Annotated in this window: 18 protein-coding genes and 1 pseudogene; 10 read left to right on the forward strand and 9 right to left on the reverse strand. The window is 47.7% G+C overall.

Annotation, left to right across the window (positions count from 1 at the left end):
• Positions 1 to 7: 7 nt before the first annotated feature.
• The 3 genes from P3L47_RS19115 to P3L47_RS19125 form a co-directional block, all read right to left on the reverse strand.
• Complete coding sequence (locus P3L47_RS19115; RefSeq protein WP_122360281.1) at positions 8 to 778, reverse strand: sulfide-dependent adenosine diphosphate thiazole synthase; 771 nt, start codon at positions 776 to 778, stop codon at positions 8 to 10.
• A gap of 173 nt (positions 779 to 951) precedes the next feature.
• Entirely contained in the window at positions 952 to 1,593 is a 642-nt protein-coding gene (locus P3L47_RS19120) for a cytidylate kinase-like family protein (RefSeq protein WP_122351505.1), read from the reverse strand.
• Between the two features lie 45 nt (positions 1,594 to 1,638).
• On the reverse strand, positions 1,639 to 2,991 hold the full coding sequence (locus P3L47_RS19125) for an MATE family efflux transporter (protein ID WP_122360282.1): 1,353 nt from the start codon (positions 2,989 to 2,991) through the stop codon (positions 1,639 to 1,641).
• 76 nt (positions 2,992 to 3,067) lie between these two features.
• On the opposite strand from P3L47_RS19125, the gene P3L47_RS19130 reads away from it, so the two are divergent.
• Positions 3,068 to 3,535 carry a GAF domain-containing protein gene (locus P3L47_RS19130; protein ID WP_277781792.1) on the forward strand — a complete coding sequence of 156 codons (468 nt, stop codon included), beginning with the start codon at positions 3,068 to 3,070 and terminating at the stop codon, positions 3,533 to 3,535.
• Positions 3,536 to 3,645: 110 nt separating this feature from the next.
• Here P3L47_RS19130 and P3L47_RS19135 read toward each other — a convergent pair whose 3' ends face one another.
• From P3L47_RS19135 to P3L47_RS19160, 6 genes are all read right to left on the reverse strand, one after another.
• Positions 3,646 to 6,627: a glycoside hydrolase family 2 protein gene (locus P3L47_RS19135; RefSeq protein ID WP_277781793.1), complete on the reverse strand. Its 2,982-nt coding sequence runs from the start codon at positions 6,625 to 6,627 to the stop codon at positions 3,646 to 3,648.
• A 35-nt stretch (positions 6,628 to 6,662) separates the two neighbouring features.
• Complete coding sequence (locus P3L47_RS19140; RefSeq protein ID WP_277781794.1) at positions 6,663 to 8,216, reverse strand: sodium/sugar symporter; 1,554 nt, start codon at positions 8,214 to 8,216, stop codon at positions 6,663 to 6,665.
• Between the two features lie 14 nt (positions 8,217 to 8,230).
• Complete coding sequence (locus P3L47_RS19145; RefSeq protein WP_277781795.1) at positions 8,231 to 9,022, reverse strand: SDR family NAD(P)-dependent oxidoreductase; 792 nt, start codon at positions 9,020 to 9,022, stop codon at positions 8,231 to 8,233.
• A gap of 6 nt (positions 9,023 to 9,028) precedes the next feature.
• A complete protein-coding gene (locus P3L47_RS19150) occupies positions 9,029 to 10,198 on the reverse strand; it encodes a mandelate racemase/muconate lactonizing enzyme family protein (protein WP_075557958.1) in 1,170 nt (389 codons plus the stop codon).
• Between the two features lie 15 nt (positions 10,199 to 10,213).
• The gene (locus P3L47_RS19155; RefSeq protein ID WP_277781796.1) at positions 10,214 to 10,906 is read right to left on the reverse strand and encodes an RraA family protein; all 693 of its coding nucleotides are present in this window, start codon (positions 10,904 to 10,906) and stop codon (positions 10,214 to 10,216) included.
• Between the two features lie 142 nt (positions 10,907 to 11,048).
• Entirely contained in the window at positions 11,049 to 11,915 is an 867-nt protein-coding gene (locus P3L47_RS19160) for an AraC family transcriptional regulator (RefSeq protein WP_075557960.1), read from the reverse strand.
• A gap of 193 nt (positions 11,916 to 12,108) precedes the next feature.
• On the opposite strand from P3L47_RS19160, the gene P3L47_RS19165 reads away from it, so the two are divergent.
• From P3L47_RS19165 to P3L47_RS19200, 9 genes and pseudogenes are all read left to right on the forward strand, one after another.
• A complete protein-coding gene (locus tag P3L47_RS19165) occupies positions 12,109 to 13,368 on the forward strand; it encodes a tyrosine-type recombinase/integrase (protein WP_277781797.1) in 1,260 nt (419 codons plus the stop codon).
• 562 nt (positions 13,369 to 13,930) lie between these two features.
• Positions 13,931 to 14,491: a DUF3575 domain-containing protein gene (locus P3L47_RS19170; RefSeq protein WP_199715366.1), complete on the forward strand. Its 561-nt coding sequence runs from the start codon at positions 13,931 to 13,933 to the stop codon at positions 14,489 to 14,491.
• 11 nt (positions 14,492 to 14,502) lie between these two features.
• Positions 14,503 to 16,170: a DUF3868 domain-containing protein gene (locus tag P3L47_RS19175; RefSeq protein WP_277781798.1), complete on the forward strand. Its 1,668-nt coding sequence runs from the start codon at positions 14,503 to 14,505 to the stop codon at positions 16,168 to 16,170.
• 18 nt (positions 16,171 to 16,188) lie between these two features.
• Positions 16,189 to 17,142 carry a FimB/Mfa2 family fimbrial subunit gene (locus P3L47_RS19180; RefSeq protein WP_277781799.1) on the forward strand — a complete coding sequence of 318 codons (954 nt, stop codon included), beginning with the start codon at positions 16,189 to 16,191 and terminating at the stop codon, positions 17,140 to 17,142.
• A gap of 32 nt (positions 17,143 to 17,174) precedes the next feature.
• Positions 17,175 to 20,696: a fibrobacter succinogenes major paralogous domain-containing protein gene (locus P3L47_RS19185; protein WP_277781800.1), complete on the forward strand. Its 3,522-nt coding sequence runs from the start codon at positions 17,175 to 17,177 to the stop codon at positions 20,694 to 20,696.
• A gap of 306 nt (positions 20,697 to 21,002) precedes the next feature.
• The gene (locus P3L47_RS19190) at positions 21,003 to 21,161 is read left to right on the forward strand and encodes a hypothetical protein (protein ID WP_199715368.1); all 159 of its coding nucleotides are present in this window, start codon (positions 21,003 to 21,005) and stop codon (positions 21,159 to 21,161) included.
• Positions 21,162 to 21,250: 89 nt separating this feature from the next.
• A pseudogene (locus P3L47_RS23785) lies at positions 21,251 to 21,388 on the forward strand (GNAT family N-acetyltransferase); the annotation flags it as partial.
• A 523-nt stretch (positions 21,389 to 21,911) separates the two neighbouring features.
• Complete coding sequence (locus P3L47_RS19195; protein WP_122360290.1) at positions 21,912 to 22,217, forward strand: helix-turn-helix transcriptional regulator; 306 nt, start codon at positions 21,912 to 21,914, stop codon at positions 22,215 to 22,217.
• A 34-nt stretch (positions 22,218 to 22,251) separates the two neighbouring features.
• Positions 22,252 to 22,596 (forward strand): type II toxin-antitoxin system RelE/ParE family toxin, encoded by a 345-nt coding sequence (locus tag P3L47_RS19200; RefSeq protein WP_122360291.1) that lies wholly within the window; start codon positions 22,252 to 22,254, stop codon positions 22,594 to 22,596.
• Positions 22,597 to 22,619 lie beyond the last annotated feature (23 nt).

Here is a 22,619-nt window from a genome sequence, read left to right on the forward strand (position 1 = left end):
TCAGATCTTACTTATCCAGCTTTTCACAGATAAGTTCTGCGGCTTTCTTTCCGCTCATCAGCATACCGCCGAAGATCGGCCCCATACGGAAACTTCCGCTAACTCCGTTGGCAGCCATACCGGAAACAAATAATCCCGGATAGATCTCTTTTGTGTTTTCAACGGTAGTCTGTTCACCCAGTTCCACATTCAATGAACGTTCACCGATCACACCGCCTGTCGGGGTATTCAGTCGGATATCGTTCTTGCGGGCAACTGTACGGGCTACTTCGCAGTCATGTCCTGTACCTTCCAATACAGCTTTAGCCATAATAGTCAGCGGGTCCACATGCATACCTTCGCGGATTACCGGAGCCCAGTTCACTACAACACCGGCTACGGCATCGTTATGGAATACTACGTCTTCCACCGAATAACAGTTAAAGATAGTAGCACCGGCTTTTGTTGCCTGATAGATCAATGCAGAAGTAGTATGAACTGAATCCATTATATAAGTACCGTTGCCTGCATCATGATAAGAAACACCCAGTTCCTTTATGATCGGCATAGCTTCTTCCTGTACGACAATATCATTAAACATCATAGCACCGCCCCACATACCTCCGCCGGGAGCCAGTTTACGGTCGAAAAGAGCCACTTTCTTACCGGCTTTAGCCAAATAATAAGCTGCTACGATACCGGAAGGACCACCACCTACGATAGCCACATCAATTGATAAGTTGCTCTTCAGTTTTGCAAAATAAGAGTCAATAATTCCTGTTGAAACGATCTGTTCCATTACATTAAATAATTAGTGTTTAAACATCAGAGAGCACATAGAGGTAAAGCTCTCCTTTATTTAGCAATTCTACCGATTCTCCCTTCACGGCATTACCCGGGCAGGTTCTATGGGTATAATCTCAGCCTGTATATTAAGGCACCCCTATGATAAGTCGCAGCAAAGATAATAAATTATCCGAAATGTGGCGGCCGCTTATTCATTTTCCGTTCAACAAAGTCTTTGATAAACCCGACTGTTTCGTCTACACCCAATACAGATACATCGATAGAGAAATTATAGGAAGAAGCAACTCCCCACTCTTTATTGGTGTAATAATTATAGTAAGCGGCACGCGATTTATCGGTTTTCATCATCAATTCTTTTGCCTGCTCGACAGTTACATCTTGTCTTTCTATAATACGCTGGATACGATGTTCGGGAGTGGTATGAATAAAGAAACTCAGGCAGTCGGGATCGTCACGCAGGATATAGTCTGCACAACGTCCTACCAAGACACACGACTGCTCAGCCGCCAACTTGCGGATAGCGTCACTCTGAAACTTGAATAATCCGTCGTTCGACAAAATGTCGTTGTAAGGTGTAAACATTCCCATATAGGAATATCCCATCGTAAATGCATATGACAGTCCGCTGGAAGCCCGTTCGTCCGCTTTCTCAAAAAACTCCTCACTCAAGCCGCTCTCTTTCGCTGCTATCGCCATCAGTTCCTTATCATAATAAGCGATGCCCAGCGCTTTCGCCAACTTCTGCCCTACTTCTCGTCCACCGCTGCCAAATTGACGGCCAATGGTCAATATGATCTTGTTATCCATAAATTACCAGATTTGATTATCCTGCGATAAATATACAATATTTTTTTAGTTTGGTACATGTTTAAACTTCCTGAATTGATTTACCAGTACAATTGCTGTTACGACCGTTGCGATCGTGTCGGCTACCGGCATACTGATCCAGACACCTAACGTTCCGAAGAAACGGGGAAGGATGATCAAACAAGGGATCAGGAATAATAACTGACGGGTAAGCGACAAAAAGATCGCTTTCTTTGACATACCGATCGAAAGGAAGAAGTTGGTTGCCACCATCTGGAACCCCACGATCGGGAAGACGGCAAATACGATATGAAGACCGAACACGGCAGCTTTCACCAATTCATCGTCGGTTGTAAACATATTCACAATCAGGGTCGGGAACAACTGGCATAACAGGAAACCCGTCGTTGCAACGCCTATCGCCCACTTCATCGTCAGCTTGGTCACTTCCGTCACACGAGGATATAAACGGGCGCCGAAATTATATCCGGCAATCGGCTGCATACCCTGGTTGAAGCCCATAATGATCATTACAAATAGGAAGATGATACGGTTTACAATACCATAGGCCCCGATAGCCATATCTCCGCCATATTCCTTCAATCCACGGTTGATCAGGATAACGATCAGACAAGAACAGAGATTCATCAGGAAAGGGGACATACCGATATACAGGATACCTTTTACTATCTCCTTCTTCAATTTATAAATACCTTTCTTAAAATGAAGCAATTGCGACGGTCTGGAAAAATGGATCATCTGCCCGGCCAGTGAAATCACCTGAGAAATCACAGTTGCCCATGCAGAACCTTTGATTCCCCAGCCGAATCCAAAGATAAAGATCGGATTCAATATACAGTTTATCACGACCGAAGCCAGTGTCGCATACATGGCCAGTTTCGGGAAACCGGATGAACGCAATACGGCATTCAATCCCAAATACATGTGTGTAACCACATTTCCATAGAGAATAATCTGCATATAATCGCGTGCATACGATATCGTATTCTCACTAGCCCCGAAGAAATAAAGGATCGGATCGAGAAGGAACAAAAAGACAAACGTAAAAGCGACGCCGAGAAGAACATTCAGCACTAATACATTGCCGAGAACCCGGTTTGCACCCTCGTAATCTTTCTGCCCTAATTTAACAGACACAAGCGTAGAAGCCCCTACCCCGACCAACGAACCGAAAGCTGCCGCCAGGTTCATAAGCGGAAAGGTCAGAGCCAAACCGGAGATAGCCAGCGGCCCAACTCCATGTCCGATAAAAATACTGTCTGCCATATTATAAAGCGAAGATGCCGTCATGGCGATAATCGCCGGAATAGCGTATTGCGTAAGCAGTTTTCCAATACGTTCGGTACCTAATACCAAAGGAGAGTTTTCTTTTGCCATAAAAACCAATTGATATGCAAAGGTACGGATATTTCCGATTAATTTTTACCTTTGTTCTACTATAATAGTTTAAAAGATGGCAGAGAACTTAATCATAAGCGTTGGAAATAAAGAGCAGCAGTATCAAACACTATTCCCCCAGATAGAGTCATTACTGGCTGGTGAAAACGACACGATCGCCAATATGGCAAATGTAGCAGCGGCACTGAAACAGACATTCAATTTCTTTTGGGTCGGTTTCTATATCGTCAAAGACGATATGCTGGTGCTCGCTCCTTTTCAGGGACCGATAGCTTGCACACGTATCCGGTATGGCAAAGGCGTTTGCGGTACGGCATGGAAAGAAACAGCCACTCAAATTGTTCCAGACGTAGATCTATTCCCCGGACATATAGCCTGTAACTCCGATTCGAAATCTGAAATTGTAGTTCCGGTTATTCGTGACGGGAAAGTGGTAGCTGTACTCGATATCGACAGCGATGAGTTGAATAGTTTCGATGAGACAGATGCTGTTTATCTGGAGAAGATATGCCGGTTGATTTAACCGTAACATAATATAAATGAAGATGTGCCAGAATTGATATTTACCAGACGCAGATAACGCAGACGGTTTATCTATTTTGACACATCTTCATTTATAGGCTTTTGTAATATTTAGAAGACAATCTCTATCCTGCCATAGCAAGGGTTAGCCTCCAATATCTTACAATAATTTCCCCAGGCAATTTCCGGATAATCCCAACGGTTGTTGACGTACAGGATCAACTGACCATCCGCACGTTTACTTGAACGGCAGGCAACAGTGGCATCCGGTGAAAGAACCGATAAGCCTTTTCCTGTATTACCGGCATTCAACGTATAGAAATAGATATTTTCTTTCATTCCTTTTGCCATCTGAGTAAGCGGGCGATCGCAATTCGCTCCGGCATCTGCCCAATAATAATAATTGTGCGTATCACTCTGCCAGGGTTGTTCCGGACGGGCTCCATAAGGCACTTTGTTCGGATTATAGAAAGAGGTTTCTCCTTCATTGCCTGCAAAAGCACCGGAAGGATAATAGCTCCAATGTCCCCGGCGTTTCCATTTCAGCCGGTCCATCGTTTCAGGAAGATGGAAAGAAAGACCTGTTTCACGCAGGAAACCATTCGGTTGTCCGTTCGTCAGGTAATTGATTTCCATACGTCCTTCGGGAGAGATCAATAGACGGATATCCGTATCCACATCATTATAACGACCATTCAGGATAACCAGGACATTATCGCCTTGTTTTGTATAAGTGATGCTCTGCTTCTGCCAGTCGGCATCCGATGTAAGGAACTTGGTTGCACTCTTACGCACTTCGGCTCCCGTCAGATGGTTCAGGTTGATATCCAGATTCAGGAAAGGACCTTTTTCTATAAAGACCTGTCCGTCGGCCGTTGCATGACAGATCAGGCCGGTTTCTTTACTGAACGGGATTTCAAAACGATCGCCTTTTACCACGATACGGTCAGCACTTTCCTCGACCAGTAGCGAACCTTTACGATCCGGTTGCGGCAGTGTGATTTTAGGTTGCCCTAATGTGACAAGCGAGGCATCGATCAAATCTCCCTCCGCTGTAAGGAAACTGACAAGCAGTTCGCCGCCTTCTTTCCAGTCTTCAGCGGGAAGGATCAGGACACCTTTCTGATGCGGTTCGATGGAAGCCATCCGGATATCTTTTTCCATCCCGTTATATTGGTAACGTACTTTTATCTCATTCAAGTTCGTATGATCGAAACGGTTATATACCGGAAGAACCAGACGTTCACCCGTTGTATAATCACTGACCTGCTCCGCTAACAGGCGTACAGGTGAATAGGCTTTCTTAGTAGACCAAAACTCCGGTTTCTCACGACGCCAAACATCTACAATACCCCATTCGCCATATCCTACGCAGTTTCCCTGAAAGTCTTCCGGCTTGGCAGTACGGGCAAACTCCTTCCAGAAAGAAGTACCCATCTTAGGCTCGGGTAACATAAATGTCTCGTCGATATATCCCCAGATGGCACCGCCCAAACCGCCGGGAGCATCGAACAAACCGCTCCACATCTTATCGAGGGAGATTCCCCAGAACTCACGGATATTCGGATCGTCCTGCAATGTTTTATAGGTATAGCAAGCAGGATGTGCCCATTCGTCGAAAAGAGCCGGAATACCATGTCCTTGGAAGTTACGGGTGGCGCGTCCCCATTGGTTCAGGTTTCCATCCACATCCTGATAATGCATGCTCAGAATATCATATATCGGCTTCTTCTCGCCTACCGAACCGGGATAACTGAAGATAACAGGGCGAGTCGTATCCGTCGCTTTCACCCAATCCCAACAAGCCTGAAAATTCTTTCCGTACACACTCTCATTACCGATCGACCAGAAAAGGATCGATGGATGCGAGCGGAACGACTTTACCATTTCACGGCATTGCGACAAATAACGAGGTGTAAACTCGGCACTATCCTGTGTCTTTCCCGGCGCATAATTCTTCTGACGATAGGTATCGACAAAACAAACAGCCGTCTCACTCTCTACATAGATACCGAAGCGGTCGCAGAAATTAAGGAAATGTTCCGAAGGCGGATAATGCGAGGTACGCACAAAATTCATATTCGACTGTTTGAAACGGATCGCATCCAGGCTATCGAGTTCAACCGTCGTAGTACGTCCCAATGTCGGATGGATATCATGACGGCAAGCACCGCGTAACTTGACCGGCTTTCCGTTAACCAGCATACGGTCTTTTACGATCTTTACATCCCGGAAACCTATTTTCTTAGTGAAACGGCCAATCTCCTTTCCTCCTTCACGAAGGGCTACGGTAAGGGTATAAAGGTTCGGATGCTCGGCATCCCATTTCAAAGGGGCAGACACCGGAAGTTCATGGATATTATCATTCTCTTTCAGTGCAAAAACAGATTGAGACAACGGAACATTCTTTCCGGAAGGATCGGTCAAGGCATAGGTAACCTCTGTATTTCCCGTGGTCCTACCGGTATAGGATACTTTCAGCACGGCATCGCGGTAAAGCGTATCGAGGTGTGTCTCCGCTGCAAAATTAAAGAAACAGGTTTCCGGCAAAGCAAAAACAGTCACATCACGCAGGATACCGCCTATCGGATGATGGGCGTATCCGGAAGCATAAGAGATATCGTCTATACGGTCAGTTACATCCAGTTGTATCTCATTTTTCGCACCCGGACGAACATAATCCGTCACGTCCGTTTCCCAACGGGTAAAGCCGCCATGATGCTCACGGACCTGTTTTCCGTTTATTGAAAGAACTGCATGGCTATATACACCATCGAAACGTAGTATCGTACGTTTGCCTTTATAATCCGCAGGAAGAGTGAATGATTTACGATAAAGGTATGGAGTATCGTGTTGGATGGCATAACCTTGCATAGCCAATTCGCCGGGAACCTGGACGGTATTCCATTTTCCTTTCGGAGAAAAACGGAATTGCCAATCGCCATTCAATAGCAAAGAGGGTGAATCTACCCCCGCTATTTTACAAGGGATCAGGAAAGAAGACTCCGGAGAGAGTGTCTCCGATGAATCTGCCGCACCTATTCCCTGACTGAGCAGGAAACAACTACTCAAGAGTAATAATGTTTTTTTCATATATGTTTCATGTTTTATAGTTGTTATTTCTAATGTCACCACCAGAACCAATAGAATGCGACCAATATAGCTATCACGACCAACGACAGGATATTGAACAGGCGGCTCGTATGGAATAATCCGGGCCGATGCGTCGTATAGGCATTTTCCATCGGCTTACGGCTACCCAGTAGGATGATCAATCCGCAACAGAGGAAGAAAACGATCATCATACGATCCATCCACGGTAAACCGGGACAGAGGAACTTCATCAACGTAGAGAATACAAACGATCCGAAAGCAGCCGCTAATGCTCCGTTTGCCGTCGCCCGTTTATAGAAGAACCCAGCCAGGAAGATCGACAAAGCACCCGGACTGATAAATCCGGTGAACTCCTGAATATACTGGAACGCCTGATCCAGTCCCGACAACATCGGTGCGATCAATACGGCAACCAGCAACGACCCAAAACTCGCCCATCTTCCAGTCTTTACCAATTCATGCTGACCGGCTTCCTTCCTGAAAAAGGACTTATAAATATCCATTGTAAAGATAGTGGATATACTATTCATCATCGAAGCCAGCGAACTGACAATCGCCGCCGTCAACGCCGCAAAAGCAATCCCTTTCACTCCTACCGGAAGCAGGTTGCTGAGTAGCCAGGGATAAGCCTCGTCCGACTTTTCCAGCGGAGCATTCAAAGCAAACGCAGCAATCCCCGGTATCACAACCAGCAACGGAACCAACAGTTTGATAAACCCGGCAAACAACATACCGTTCTGCGCCTCTCCCACCGACTTGGCAGCCAAAGCCCGTTGAATAATATATTGGTTGCATCCCCAGTAATACAGGTTTGCCACCCACAGTCCACCGAGAATAACAGAGATACCGGGCAAGTCTTTGTAGCTCGGATGCGATTTATCGAGGATCAGATGAAACTTATCTTCCGCCTGTGCATACAGGTTCGTGATACCCTGCCATACTCCTTCACCGGCTCCCAGCAGGTCCAAAGCAATATAAGTCGTTATCAGTCCGCCTCCAATAAGGAAGATCACCTGAATGACATCAGTCAAAGCAACCGCTTTCAATCCTCCGTAGATAGAGTAGATACCGGCAAAGGCAGCCAATCCGACTACTCCCCAAAACAGAGGAATACCCATGACCTTCTCGATCGTCAGTGCTCCGAGATACAGTATGGAAGTCAGGTTGATAAAGATAAAAACCGCCAGCCAGAAGACAGCCATGACCGTCTTCACCCGCTTATCGAACCGCTCTTCCAGGAACTGCGGCATCGTGAATATCTTCTTTTCCAGAAATATCGGAATAAAGTATTTGGCTACGATAATCAATCCCAGTGCGGCGATCCATTCATAAGTAGCCATTGCCAGCCCGATCGCATACCCGGAGCCGGACATACCGACAAACTGTTCGGCAGAGATGTTCGATGCAATGATCGAAGCACCGATCGCCCACCAGGCAAGTCCGCGTCCGGCAAGGAAATAATCGCCGGCATCCCGTTCTTCGCCTTTCTTCTTTCGTGAGACAAACAATCCTACGAAGAGGATCAGGGCACAGTAAGCAATAAAAACAATCAGATCTATTGTGTTCATGGTATTCATATTCGTTATTCATCTTGCATAAGAGCCGACCGGCCACCGTCCATCAGGATCGTTGTCCCGCTAATGAAACGCGCCATAGGCGAAGCAAGATAGACACAGAGGTCACCCACCTCCTCTACCGTCCCGATCCGTTTGACCGGATGCAGGTTGATCGTACGTAAACGCTCTTCCCGGGCATCCGGAAAAGAATCGAACCAGGTATCGTTGCCCGCCGTATCGATGAAGCCCGGAGCGACACCGACCGTACGGATAGCAGGCCCCCACTCGATTGCCAAGTTACGGACCAGGCCGGTGATCGCCGTTTTCGTCACGCTATACGGAAAGCATCCGGGAATCGTTCCGAACGCATGGTTGGAAGTCATCAACAGGATAACGCCTTCCCCACTCTGTTCCAAATAGGGTTTGCATAGCTTCGACAACCGCCAGTGGGATGCCAGGTTCAGATCCAGGTTATACAGCCAGCGTTCTTCCGTACACCCGGCTGCACCCTCGAATACATTCATTCCCGCACTGGAGACCAAAATATCCAACCGCCCGAAAGTACGGATCGTTTCCTCCACCAGCTGCTCCAGTTGTTCGGGACAAGTGACGTCGGTCTGCACATACAACGACCGGACTCCCTGCGACTCGACAGCCTCCCGGAAAGCGGCTGCCGACGGATCATCCGCCGCTTTTCGTGCACATCCGGCGACATGAGCACCCGCCCGGGCAAACTCCCGGGCAGTACCCAGACCGATACCGGAAGATACACCGGTAACAAGTACTACTTTATCTTTATAATCTATCGTAAAGCTCATACGTTATTATATATAGAAGTTAGCGGGCGCGTTCGTCGTAATACCCGGATGCTTTTCCATCTCTTCCTCCACCAGGTCTACGCCCAGTCCCGGACGGTCGGACAGGTGCAGATGGCCGTCGTACACCATTTCCGCTATCGGATGGTCGATCACCGTATCCCTCCAGGGAACATCATTGAACATAAATTCCTGACGGAAGAAATTCGGGATCGCAGCACACACATGCGAAGAAGCAAGCGTCGATAAAGGCCCGTTCGGGTTATGGGGAGCGATCAGGACGTTGTAGGCTTCCGCCATCGTCGCCATACGTTTCATTTCAGACGGTCCGCCGCAACGGGTGATATCCGGCATGATGACATCACATACATGTTTCTCCAACAAAGAACGGATACCGAAGCGGGTATAATGGCGTTCGCCTACGCAGATAGCGACATCGGAAGGGATACGTTCACGCATGGCACGCAAGGTCTGCGAACTTTCCGGTCCGGCTGGTTCCTCATACCAGGTAATATCCAGCTTTGCCAGACGTTCGGCCATCTTCACCGCCACCCGGTAATTCAGCATGGCATGTGTCTCGATCATAATATCGAACTCCGGTCCTACCGCATCACGTACCGCCTTCGATACGTCGAAAGCCAGGTCTTGTTGTTCTGCCGTCAGGGTCAGATTGGAAGCCAGGTCTTCCCCATAGAAATAGTTCGTATGTGCGAACGGGTCGAACTTCAGTCCAGTGAAACCGGCCTCCTTTACTTTCAACGCCTGTTCCGTATAGTCTTTGGCATTATGTCCGCCACCGGTAAACCAGTAGTTGGCATATAATAAGACGTTTTTGCGATAAGCGCCGCCCAGCAACTCGTAGCAGGGAACGCCCAGCACTTTTGCCTTCAGGTCCAGCAAAGCCATATCGATACCGCTGATGGCGCAAAGGCTGGCACCGTACGGGCCGATCCAGTTCAGATCGCGATAGAGCTTTGTCCAGATAAAATCCGTCTTCATCGGATCGAGACCGATGATACGCTGCCCTACATGCTTGGCAGCTTCAAAGACGATCGGGCTTCCCGGCCAGTTGGTCGCTTCGCCCACACCGGTATATCCTTCGTCCGTATATATTTTAAGTAGCGTCCAGTTGTATTTGATACCTTGTACCAACCATACTTTAACATCTGTGATCTTCATGTCTGTCTTTGTTTATTACATTATACCGAATTGATCGAAAGCGTCACGGGCTTTCATTCCTTCCTGAATCTTCTTCAATACCATACGTTCGCCACGAGCCTTTTCCAGTGCGCGGGTAAACACTTCCTCTTCGATGCTGCGCGGTACGACGCATACACCGTCGATATCTCCTATCAGGATATCCCCGTCGTCGATACGCACCCCATCCATTTCAATCGGAACGCGATAGTCGATCACCTTTCCTCTCGGAGCCTGGTCCTGCGCATAAGGGCCGTAAGAGAAACAAGGGAAGTCGAGTGCCAGAATCCCTTTCGTATCGCGTGAATAACCATTCACCACAGCACCGGCTGCCTTGCACTGCATAGCACGGGCACTCATCAATTCACCCCATAAGGCATAACAGGGAGACGAACCGGAACAGACATAGACTTCATCTTCTTTCAGATCGTCCAGCGCTTCGAGCATCAATCCGAAAGAACGTTTCAACAACGGATTCTCCCCGCATTCCTTTCCATGCTCCAACACATCTGCTTCCAGCACCGTCATTGCCCGTCCGACAACCAGCATATCGTCACGAAGCGGACGTATCTGTGGGGGAAGAAACTGACGGGTATATCCCATCTTATCCATAATGTCACCGATCACTGCGGTATAAAGCTCCTCCTTTATCAAAGAGAACAACGCTTTATCATCATTCCATTCTTTCATTTTACTTATAGTTTATCAGTATTTATTACTCCTGTTACTGATCACAAAGTTAGCCGGAGTGTACAAAAAGTAAGGCTTAAAACAAAGCTGCAACGTATGCAGGTAGGACCTTTTAAGAGGAAAATGTGTACAAAACGGAAAACTATTTGGTAACCTCCCTCGGAGTGATCCCCATCTGCTGTTTGAATACCCTAGAAAAGTATTGCGGCGACTTGAACCCGCAGATGAAACAGATCTCTTTTATAGACATTTCCGTATTCCTCAACAGTTCGATCGCCTTATTGATCCGTATCTGATTCAAATAATCCAGTGGAGAGAGATTGAGATGCTGGGCGAAGAGTTTGCGCAGGTAACGTTCCCCTATTCCGGTCTGCCCGGCCACGTCGGTGATGGAGATATCTGTCTGATAGTTCATGCGGATATAAGAAATTGCCTTTTTCAGCGATTCATTTGTACAAATCGGCAGGTAGGATTCGTCCATATAGCGGTAGATCAGAATCAGCAGTTCCGCATAGTACATCACGACCAGGTATTGATAGTATTTGTTTTTCAGGTTCATCTCGTTCACGATACGCTGAACGGCCCGCATGATCCGGACATTATTCACGATCTTGATCAGCCGGTTCTCTTCCGAGAAGATAGTGACGGGCGTCAATTCGCCTGTCTCATCCTGGGCATGCGGATTGAAGCGGGAGAAGATCTCCGGCAGAAATTCCAGCTGCATCAGCGTCGTCCCTTCCGAACCGGCCTCGAAGGTGTGTTCCACATTCGAGCAGATGATCATCATCTCGTTCTCATTAAAGCTGATACTTTCGTTCTCCAGGTGCAGAATGCAATTTCCTTTCTTTACATAGTTGATCTCGATACGCAGATGCTGGTGTGGTCCGAATGTTTCAAATGGCTGGAAAGAGACAAAGCGGAAGACATCCGCCAGTCGTTTGTACTTCAGATTATCCGTTATCCCTTCCAAAAGTCCCCAGAGAGACTGTTCTGTTGTCTTGTTATCCATGGTATTTCCTTTCCCTTATTCAGAAGCAAAGATAGAGAAAAGGCAGTACCGGATTTTACACTTCCGAAAAAAAAGAAGGGCCGAAATGGTATCATTCGGCCCTTTAACTTATACAAAACGGAACTAATTCTTTTCGGCTTAATAAATATTTGGTGGACATTTGTTATATAAACTCACTATAATAAGAATACTTATGATAAATGTATCTGTAAAAGTAAAACGACGTAAGAGCATGGTACAGCGAAAGGCGGTGCCTCTTTTCGTACAGCTTATCGGCAAACGGAAGATGCGACGCATCCCGCTCGATGATTTGCGGCTTTACGAAGAAGAATGGGACCCGCTCTTCGAAAATGTATGCATCCCGCCAGGGACATCCCGTGAGAGGACGGAGTATCTGCTACGGGCTACAGACCGGTTGGAAAAGGAACTTTCCGCTATTCGGACGGTAATAAGCAAGCTCGCAAATTCAACGGACGTTACCGTTGAAGAAATAGTTGCTGCCCATCAGGAGCGGAATGGCTCGATTGCCTGGACTGCCTACCTCGACAAGTTGATAGAAGGCTTGCGGGAGAAAGGATGCGACTCGACCGCCCGGCATTACCGCAGCCTTGAGAGAAGCTTCAACACCTTCCTCGAACACCGGGTAATCATGCTGAGGGATATCAGCGACAGGCTGATAAAGGAATACGAAGGGTTTCTGGTAGGGAAAGGACTCATGCCCAATACCGTCTCATTCTATCTCCGGACATTCCGCGCAGTATGGAACAAGGCGGTACGGGCCGGACTGATCGAACAGCGCCCCTCTCCTTTCCGGGAGGTCAATACCCGAATCGAGAAAACAGAGAAACGGGCTGTCGATACCGATGTTATCGGGAAACTGGAGTATCTCAGGGACACCCTCCCCGGCAACCTGGCCATGTCGCTCGATTTCTTCCTGTTCTGTTACTATGCTAGGGGCATGGCCTTTATCGACCTTGCCTATCTTACCAAAAAGAATATGCATGGCGATATGATTGTCTACAAACGCAGGAAAACCGGACAGGAACTTCAGGTAAAAATCCTTCCCGTCATGAAAAAGCTGCTCGACCGGTACCGCGACAAAAAGAGTCCTTACCTCTTTCCCATATTGAATACCGGGGCTGACAGCGATAAAAAGTATCAAAGCGCCCTGCGCCTGCAGAACCTGCACCTGCAAAAGATTGGGAAAAAGATCGGTGTAAAATTGTCGGCTCACGTCCCCCGCCACTCATGGGCCAGCGCAGCAAAAAGCAAAGGCGTTCCCGATGAATTGATATCGGAAGGAATGGGGCATACCTCGGTAAAGACAACGTGGATATATATTCGAAAGTTTAACAATACGAGACTGGACAATATGAATGAATATGTGATTACAGGTAAAAAACAACCACCGGGTTCGCCCTATGAATATAGGGGGAGAAAGCAAATGCTGTAAATAAAAAATCCGTCTCTTACCAAGAGACGGAAGTCATAGCTTTGTTAATTGTTAAAACGCCGTAAAGGTAATGACGTTTTGTGAAAAAACAAATGCTTTTCCATTTATTTTAAGCAAAAGTACTTAATATTCAAGCTTATCTTGAATATAAAAACATCTTTTAAGGAAAGAACGACTTAAGTCAAAGCTCTTTCCAAGATAACTATGTCACTCTAAATGCCTGCTTTAATTACATGTTACTATTTAATTATCAGTCGTTTAACAATTGTTTTACGGTTGTTTTGCGATTTAGTTTGAAATTCATCCGATATTGTCTTCCACCCTTTACTTGTCTCAGCCTTTTTATTTAAGCTCTGAAAGCCTGTAAAATGGAATTGTAGCATAAAACAGCCCTGATTCGGGGATATGTTTGTTTTACAATTTGTTTGACGTTCTGTTTCAGGTGTTCTCACATTCCATCCGGTTTGGCATAAATTTCAATCGTCTTCAGAAATGCACCTTTCCTCCTTCCGTCTCTTGGTAAGAGACAGAACAAGCGGAAACACTCAACAGTATTAATATTATGTATAGGGAATACCACTTACTAATTGTACTTTTATTTTGCCTGTCACCTTGCCTGCATAGCCAGCAAACAGCGTTGAAGACAAATATCCTTTTTTGGGGAACTACAACTCCGAATGCAGGTGTGGAAGTGGGTATCACCCGTCAGCTCACCCTCGATATCTGGGGCGCATACAACGCCTGGAAATTCAAAAACGATATGAAATTGAACCTTTACCTCCTACAACCGGAAGTCCGTTACTGGTTCTGCCGCAAGTTTGAAGGGCACTTTGTCGGTGTTCACGGGCATTACGGCCATTTCAATATCGGACAGATACCGTTCTTCTCCGGCCTGAAAGAGTATGTATTGCGTGGCGACCTCTATGGCGGCGGCCTCACCTACGGTTACCATTGGGCGTTAGGCGAACGGTGGGGACTGGAAGCCATGATAGGCGGAGGCTATGCCTATATGAAATACGACAAATACCGCTGTGCCGATTGCGGGGAGAGGGTCGGTTCTTTCACCCGGAGTTATTTCGGACCTACACGTATCGGTTTCTCTATCATTTATTTCTTACGATAAAAAACGACGGTATGAGAATCTATCTGTTACATATTATAATGTATGCTTTCGTCGCATCCTGTACGTTCCTGTTCGCCGGGACGGCAGTAGCCGAAGGCGTACGGATTGTCCCCAAATCTTTCGCGATAAAGAACGACAGCCTGCACATCTGGTTGGACATGGATTTGAACAGCGTACACGTCAACTCACAGACAGCCGTCATCTTTACCCCCGAACTAAAAGGGAAAAAAGGAAATACCCATCTCGTGCCACTGCCCCCCGTCATCATAACCGGAAGCAAACGTTACCGCTATGAACGCCGCGAACGGGCTTTAGCCATAGGAAAAGAAACACCGGCAAGCCCATTCCTGGTACTGCTCGAAAACAGCCGGACAGGATCGAAGACCGTCAGCTATAAGGTGACCATACCTTACACTTCATGGATGCAGCAAGCCTCCCTGCTGCTTCGCCAGGAACTGAAAGACTGCTGCGACCTGCAATTGTTGGGTGTCGATACGCTTACACGGCAAATCAGACTTAAAAATAAACCGGCAACAACACCTGTATACGCCGAAGAAATGCCTCAACCGGTTATCGCCCGGGCAAAGACATCGGTTGCCGGGAACATCGCTGCGGTAACCGCTCCTGCCGACCTCCGGGAGGTGACAGTTCCGGCAACCGTTCCTGTTCAAAGACCGGTTCCGGCTATTACGAATATCGTCCTTTCTTCTACGGCTCTCGATACCTACGCATCGATGGTGTCGTTCCTCACTCCTGCCTCCGGACGGCAAAACAAGAGACGCTCTAAAAGTGCTACCTTATATATAGATTATCCCTTAGGCAAAGACGAAGTATATCCGGAATACAGAAATAACCGGGAAGAGATCGACAAAATAGACGCAAGCCTGCTGCCGGTCTTATCGGAAGGTTTTACCCAACTGGAATGTATCCGGATAAAGGGATGCGCCTCGCCCGACGGCAACTACGGCGACAATGAACGGCTGGCAGAAAACCGTTCCCGCCTGTTTGCCTGGTATGTACAGCGGGCCTACGACTTACCCGCCCATCTGTTCGACGTCTCATCGGTAGCCGAAGACTGGGACGGACTGGAAGAAATACTCAGACAGACAAAGCCGTCTTATTACAGACAGGCAATCGATATCATTCACCGGTACGGCATTTTCAGCGGGCGCGAAAAGCACCTGATGGACCTTCAGGGGGGTGCCCCTTATAAAGATATGCTGAAAAGGTTGTTCCCAAAGCTTCGCCGTATCGAGTTCACGGTAGAATACCGCATCCGTCCGCTCGATGCCGGTGAAGCTTCCGAAATGATCTATACGCATCCCGACCTGCTCAGCCTGGAAGAAATGTATGATGTGGCACGCTATTACCGTCCGGGCACGGATCAGTACCGCGAAGTGTACGAAGTAGCCGCCTTCCATTTCCCGGACGAAGTGACCGCCAATGTCAATGCCGCATCGGCCGTCATGCTGACCGGCGATTTGAAATCGGCGTGGAACTACCTGAGCAAGGTGGAAGCCGATCCGCGTGCCTGGAATAATATAGGAGTGCTCACCCTGATGGAAGGCAATCCCGAAGGGGCTGCCGTCTGGTTTCGTAAGGCGGTAGGCATCGACCCCCGTAAGGCGAGAAAGAATTTGCAGATAGCGGAAGGAATGATAAGTAAGAGTTCATATTAATAATAGGGATACAAAGTAGTGGAAAGGAGACAGAAAGGAAGGCTCGGAGTGATGAGCATTATACTGGCAGTGATACTGGCAGGATGCACGTTTGGCGACGAGCCCTCCGTATGTCCCTATAATATCAGGATGGAGTACTGGTATGCAGGCAGCAATGTAGAAAACACGCTGCCGGTCTATGTAGACAACCTGCGCCAGTTCTTCTTCGACAGCAACGGAAAACTGATCTCGACCGAGACCCTGCGCGGCGACAGCATAAGCGGCTGGGAAGGGGAACTGCCCGACGGACGATACACCGCCGTCCTGTGGGGAAACGTGGGAGAAGGTAACGATATGCAAACGGATGTTGAAAACGGTAACAACTCCCTGCTGGGTGAAATGACGCTCAGCGCCGTGACGGAAGGCGTTCCGCCCGGGTTCAGGGGAAATACCGGACGATTATATTACGGAACGGCCAACTTCGAAGTAGAGAACGGAGTCACCCAGCGGCAACGGGTTTACCTCTCCCACGCACACGCCGTGCTCTCGATCACGGTACAGTGGATGGCAGACGCTCCGCCCGAAGGCGGTACTTACCGGATGCACCTGAAAGGTATCCCGGCTGTGTACAACTTCACCGGGCAATCGGAGCATATCACCCCCGGCGGCGACGGGGTTTATACCATCCCGCGTATCGGAGGCGTGATCACCTACCACGATACACGGGCGGCGATGAACTTCGACGGGGAAGTGACGGGCGAGTTCGTCACCTTCCGTTACACCTCCGCCACACACCAGATGTGGAGCCTCTGGCGGGATAACGAACAGATCATACGCGACCTGGACCTGAGCACCTTCTTCAAGAAGTTGCCGATGGATATGGATACGAACATGGAGCAGGAATTCGATCTGCTCATCACGGTATACGAAGATAAGATCGTTGTCACCCAGGCAGCCGGAGCCGACTGGGATGAAGGTGGCACGATAGGATAAAATATGAATAGTAATATTTAAATTAGAGAGAAATGAAACAGGTATTAAAATGTACAGCCATCCTGCTGGCAGCCTTACTGGCCGGATGTACGGAAGAAACACAAAACGGAGGCGGCGACAACAAGCCCGACCCAGGTGAAACAGACAGCGGCCAGCGCCGCGAAGTATTGCTAACGCTCAAAAACAAACTGGCACTGAAAGAAGTTTCCACTAAGGCGGGCGACCCGATCGCCACGGCGGAGGAGAATACCATCTCCACCCTCGACCTCTACGTCTTCGCCGCAGCCGATGAAAACGGCGAATACACCTTCCAGGAACGCTTCGCCTACCGCGCCGACGGCAGCGAACTGCCCGAAGGCGCCTCCGAGCTCGAACTCACTCCGGGTAAGGATGATACACAAACGACAGGCTTGCTCAACCTTAAGAAAGGCCTGTTCGCCAAACTCTACTGCATCGCCAACCAAACGGCATTGGTCGACCCGGCACACGAAGACGAAACCCTTACCGATGCCGCCTTCGTACCCCTGACCTTCACCAAACCCGGTGAACAGGGCACGCAGGTCGCTACATTGGGGCAGCCCACAGAAACAACCTTCCTCACCTTCCATACCCCCCTGTTGAATACCGCAGCGAAGGGCGACACCCTCCGTACACCGCTCGCCATGTCGGGGGCCTACACCACACCCATCGACCTGACCGACTTCAATAGCTCGGCACGCGTACAGGCAGGCTTCAAGCTCACACGTCTCGCCGCACGTTTCGATATCATCAATAAAGCGGAAGAGTCCCGCTTTTCCATCGAGACTGTCTCGATGGGCAACGGTAGAAGAGGCGCGACCCTCTTCCCTATACGCATCTACGGAAAAACGCCCGACGCACAACCCGAAGAGCTTATCACCTATCCTTTCAGGGCTTTCTATGGCGACAACGCCAACACCGGAACCCAGACAGGAGCCTTCTACTCCTATCCTTCACCGCTTAACGATAAAGGCTATATGATACTTAAAGGGAAATACCAGGTCAACAAGACCGAGAGCAAAGACGTTTCCTACCAGATACCATTCACCCAAACCGACGGCAATGGCAACGAAACCTCGTTGGAGATCAACAACAACCACCGATACACCATCGCCATCACGAAGGCCGACGACTACCATCTCGACTTTACCCTGACGGTGGCCGACTGGGCCGACGACGGGAGCATCGAATACAACCCCGACGAAGACGACAATGAGCTACTCGTTACCATTCCCGACGCATTCAAGGACGATACCAAATACGATCCGGACACACGCTCCGTCAGCATGTCGTTAAAACCCGACAGCAAATTCGAACTCGAAACCACCGCTTCATCCAACCTGATGGTGGAGAAAAAATACGTGGGAGGACTGACGGCACAGCAGTACGACTGGCTCGAAGTCTCAGAACCGGCCGTCTCCACAAAAACGGCGTTAAACTTCGCATATACATTCTCGCTCAAAGACGGATATACACTGGGACGTTATCCGCGTGCCGTACTGCGCTTCACCAATACCATGAACGGAGACGAGACGACCTTCTTCATCGAGGCGGTAGCCGCTCCGCAGGCAGACAACACGACACAGCCGGGAGAAAACAACCCTAACAGCTTCGATGCTGAAAACCTGCAGGTAAACCTCTATCGCACGACCGACAGTAAGGCGCATGTACGTATCACCTGCCCCGACGGGACAGAGGTGGAAAGCAAACCCGACTGGATCGACGTGACCATCGACAAACAGAACGGTGCGGAAACAATCTATCTGCTCACGCTCAACGACCGCGACATCACAGGCGTCCCCGACGATAAGGGCACCGTCATTTTCCGCAACAGCAAAGCGAAAGAGCTCAAAACGGATATCACCGTGCAACTGCTGGATGCCACCCTGAAACCGGATTTCACCAATTCTACGATCGACGGCTCAAAGAACAGCTATGAAGCACCTGTCGGTGACACCCCGGCAAACATCAATATGCAAATTTCGGACGCAAACAGCTTCGCCGTCAATTGCAAATCCATGCAGGGCATCGAGATCGGCATGGACTTCGACGGAGGGCCCGAATGGCTAAAAGCCGCAGGCGCGAACGTAACCAAGGCTTACAATGAGAATGCAGAACTCACCTTTTCACTCAACAACGACAAGCTGGGAGGTGCAAAAAAAGCAACCGTCACACTCAAAAACAAGGTAGGCGGCAAAAACACGGTCTTCACCGTCTCGCCCGTATTCCTTGTCCCCACCGTCGCTTTTGTCAGCGGAAGCAACTCCCCCACGCAAAACACGATGTCGGGCACGACCATCAAACTGTATCAGGTAAAAGATTCAAAAGTCAGCTTCAAAGCGAATGCTTTAGGCGGTACCTATGTCAAAAAACTGACGGGCGATATCACCGTGACTGCCGATGATAATTACAATACAGAAAAAACATATGTGGTCACTTGGAAAAGCGGGGAATCGGCTTCTTTCATTATTGCCAACAAATCGGATGAAACAAAGGAGACCGCCACTTACACGGTCAGTGCACTGCCTACGACGATTACGGCTACCGACAATCTGAATATGAATACATTAACCAAACAGAACGTGACCAATACGATCAACTCGCCCGAAGGATGTACGGCTACCGTGAGCTGGGGCACCGGCGGACAAGCCTGGTTCGATCTGAGTGCCACAAACTTCAATGCAAATAACCAGGCTCTCAAAATGACGACCAAAAGTAATATCACGACGCTGACGAACATACAGAAAGCGACCGTTACGCTGACAAACAAAATTACAGGAGGAGTTGCAAAAACCTTTACTGTAACACCGGTTTATCAATTTATCAGTGCTGAACAGACTTCATCTACCGGTAATAATCTGATCGGTACGGCAATCAATATGGTTAAGATGTCAAGCAACACCGGCTACCATGCCCAAATAACATTGAAAGTCCTCTCTTTGGGCGGCAGTAAAGTCACTGTATCCGGAGCCGGACTAAAATTAACCGGAGCAGCTTCCAACACAGCTTACACAGCCAGCTATACACTGGATGCGGCTTATAACGCAGCGGCAAGCGGGACATTGACGATTACCAATTATCTAAATGCCTCAAGCAAACAGGTTTACAACATAACAGTAAAGGACCAAACGGTTACCTATACGTCAAAGAGTACGGGACAAACAGCACCGGCTTTGGAAATGACTAGTTACTGGGTGGCACCGATAACGGAAGGGTTGGCTAACTGGAATGATGCACAAACGAAATGTCCGGATGGATGGAAACTGCCCGACCTAAATGATTATAGAGTATTTATAAAAAACGATCGACAAAAGATGATTGATATATATCTTCCGGGAGCAGATCCGGCAGGTATTGGATTGGGTAGTGACGCAAAGGGGTTAGTCGCTTATTGGGGGAGTTATCAAGATAGCGGCACTGGTGCTGCAATGACCGTAAGTTCAAGTCTGTGGTATTGGTATGAATCAAACGGAACCACAAGAATAGGAGCTACTTTAAATAGTACTCTCAACGTCCGTTGCATCAAAAACAAATAACATGTCAACCCTTTTACCCAGCAGCAGTCTCATCACCACGCCGATGTCCCCTGCCCGCCCCAATAAACACCGCATCCTCGAAGCCTCCGGCTTCCTCGAATAACCGTACACCGTAAACAAGAACAGCCGCCAGCGGGTGGCTAACGAAAACCAGGCCACGGCCTGAAACGATCTTTGACATGATGGGATTGGTATTTTACAGCGATCTGAAAAATCGTTGGTGAAAGGATAGATTTTGTAAATACATGATGTTTATCTTATTAGTATTGTTTATCTTTGCCTCTGTTAAACAAAACATGTAAAGCTATGGCACGACCTATTAAAGAAACTCCCGTTTTATACGGTGATGACGCAAAGCGTTTTGATGAACGAATGAAGTATAATGAAACGCATAAAGCTACGGAAAAAGAGAAACAACGTATCCGTAAAGCGTATGAATATATGATTTCAATAACAACCAAATAAATTACCGCTATGCAACCAAAACATCTTAACTTACAAATTCTTTCCGATAAGACTGATTTACAGTCATTCGATTGTGGTGATGATGACCCGGATGCCGTTTTATCACAGTAGATGCTTACCGAACTGCATTTGCTTTTTACGAGAAAAACGGTTTTGAATATCTGACACAAAAAGACGTTAACGATCATACAAGACTGATGTATTACGATCTGTGTCTCCTACTTTAATAGTCTGTTAAAATCCAATCGCATCTGTTATAGGGTACAGATGCACCGATCGTTACGCAGCCCCAGGCAAGGGGTTGCGCAGCTTTTCGTGTGCGTTTGTGTAAACAGCCGCCAGCGGGCGGCCAATTGGCAGGCTCCGGCCTGAAACGATCTTTGACATGATGGGATTGAAAGGAAAAAGGTTCTACCTTTTTCAGTTGACAGTTGACAAGTGACAGTTGACAGTTAGGCTTCGCGATCGGATATAGAAAGAAGTGAGCTATCCATTTACAGTGACGGGAGTAACTTTTCCCCTCTTGAGAGGGGGCAGGGGGTGTGTTATAGTTTCGGCATATAACTGGCTTTAACACACCCCTTATCCCCTCTCAAGAGGGGAAAGAGTTACCATCAGTCGCCATAAACAGACACTATAAAATAGTTCAATTCTGACAATAAGTGAAAACGAACAGTTAATAAGGTAAATTCTATTGACGATCTAACAAATTATCAATAAATTTGTCGGAACTATTAAAACAAATTAATTATGACTACAAATTTACCTCCAAAGAACTGTCGCAGTTGGGATGATGTTCAAGATGAACTCTTCGGACCAAAAGGAACCCCACAACGAGACCAACTGGAAAAAGAAAGCGAAATGTTTCGTATCAGTGAACGACTGAAATTAGCCCGGAAAGATGCCGGATTAACTCAGCAGGAATTAGCAGAAAAGGTCGGTTTAAAAAGAAGCGACTTGTCACTTATAGAAAATGGAAAAATGAATATTAGTATCGATACCTTATTCGACCTTTTCAGGGCGGTAGGCAAACAAATCAGTTTTACCATTATGTAACGTAAAAGTACTTCTCTTAAAACCAACCTAACTTATGAAAACTATACGCAATTTTTTCTTCTACGGCAATTATGCCTTTGACTTCATTAAGCAGCAAAATACACCGATGCAAAAGAAAATCAAGTTTGTATTTGATGTACTCCGCTACGAACAAGTTGTCCCCAAACAATTTATCAAACACATTGAAGGAACAAAAGGCCTCTACGAAATACGTATAGAGGCTGAAAGTAATATTATCCGTATCTTTTGTTGTTTCGATGAAGGACAACTCATTGTCTTATTCAACGGCTTTCAGAAAAAGAGCCGGAAAACTCCGGCTCGTGAAATACAAAAAGCATTGTCTTTAATGAAAGAGTATTTCGAAAGCAAGAATCTTTAGTCTTTTTCCCGTCAATCACATCT

The sequence above is a fragment of the Parabacteroides chongii genome, assembly GCF_029581355.1.
Classification (GTDB): Bacteria; Bacteroidota; Bacteroidia; order Bacteroidales; family Tannerellaceae; genus Parabacteroides; species Parabacteroides chongii.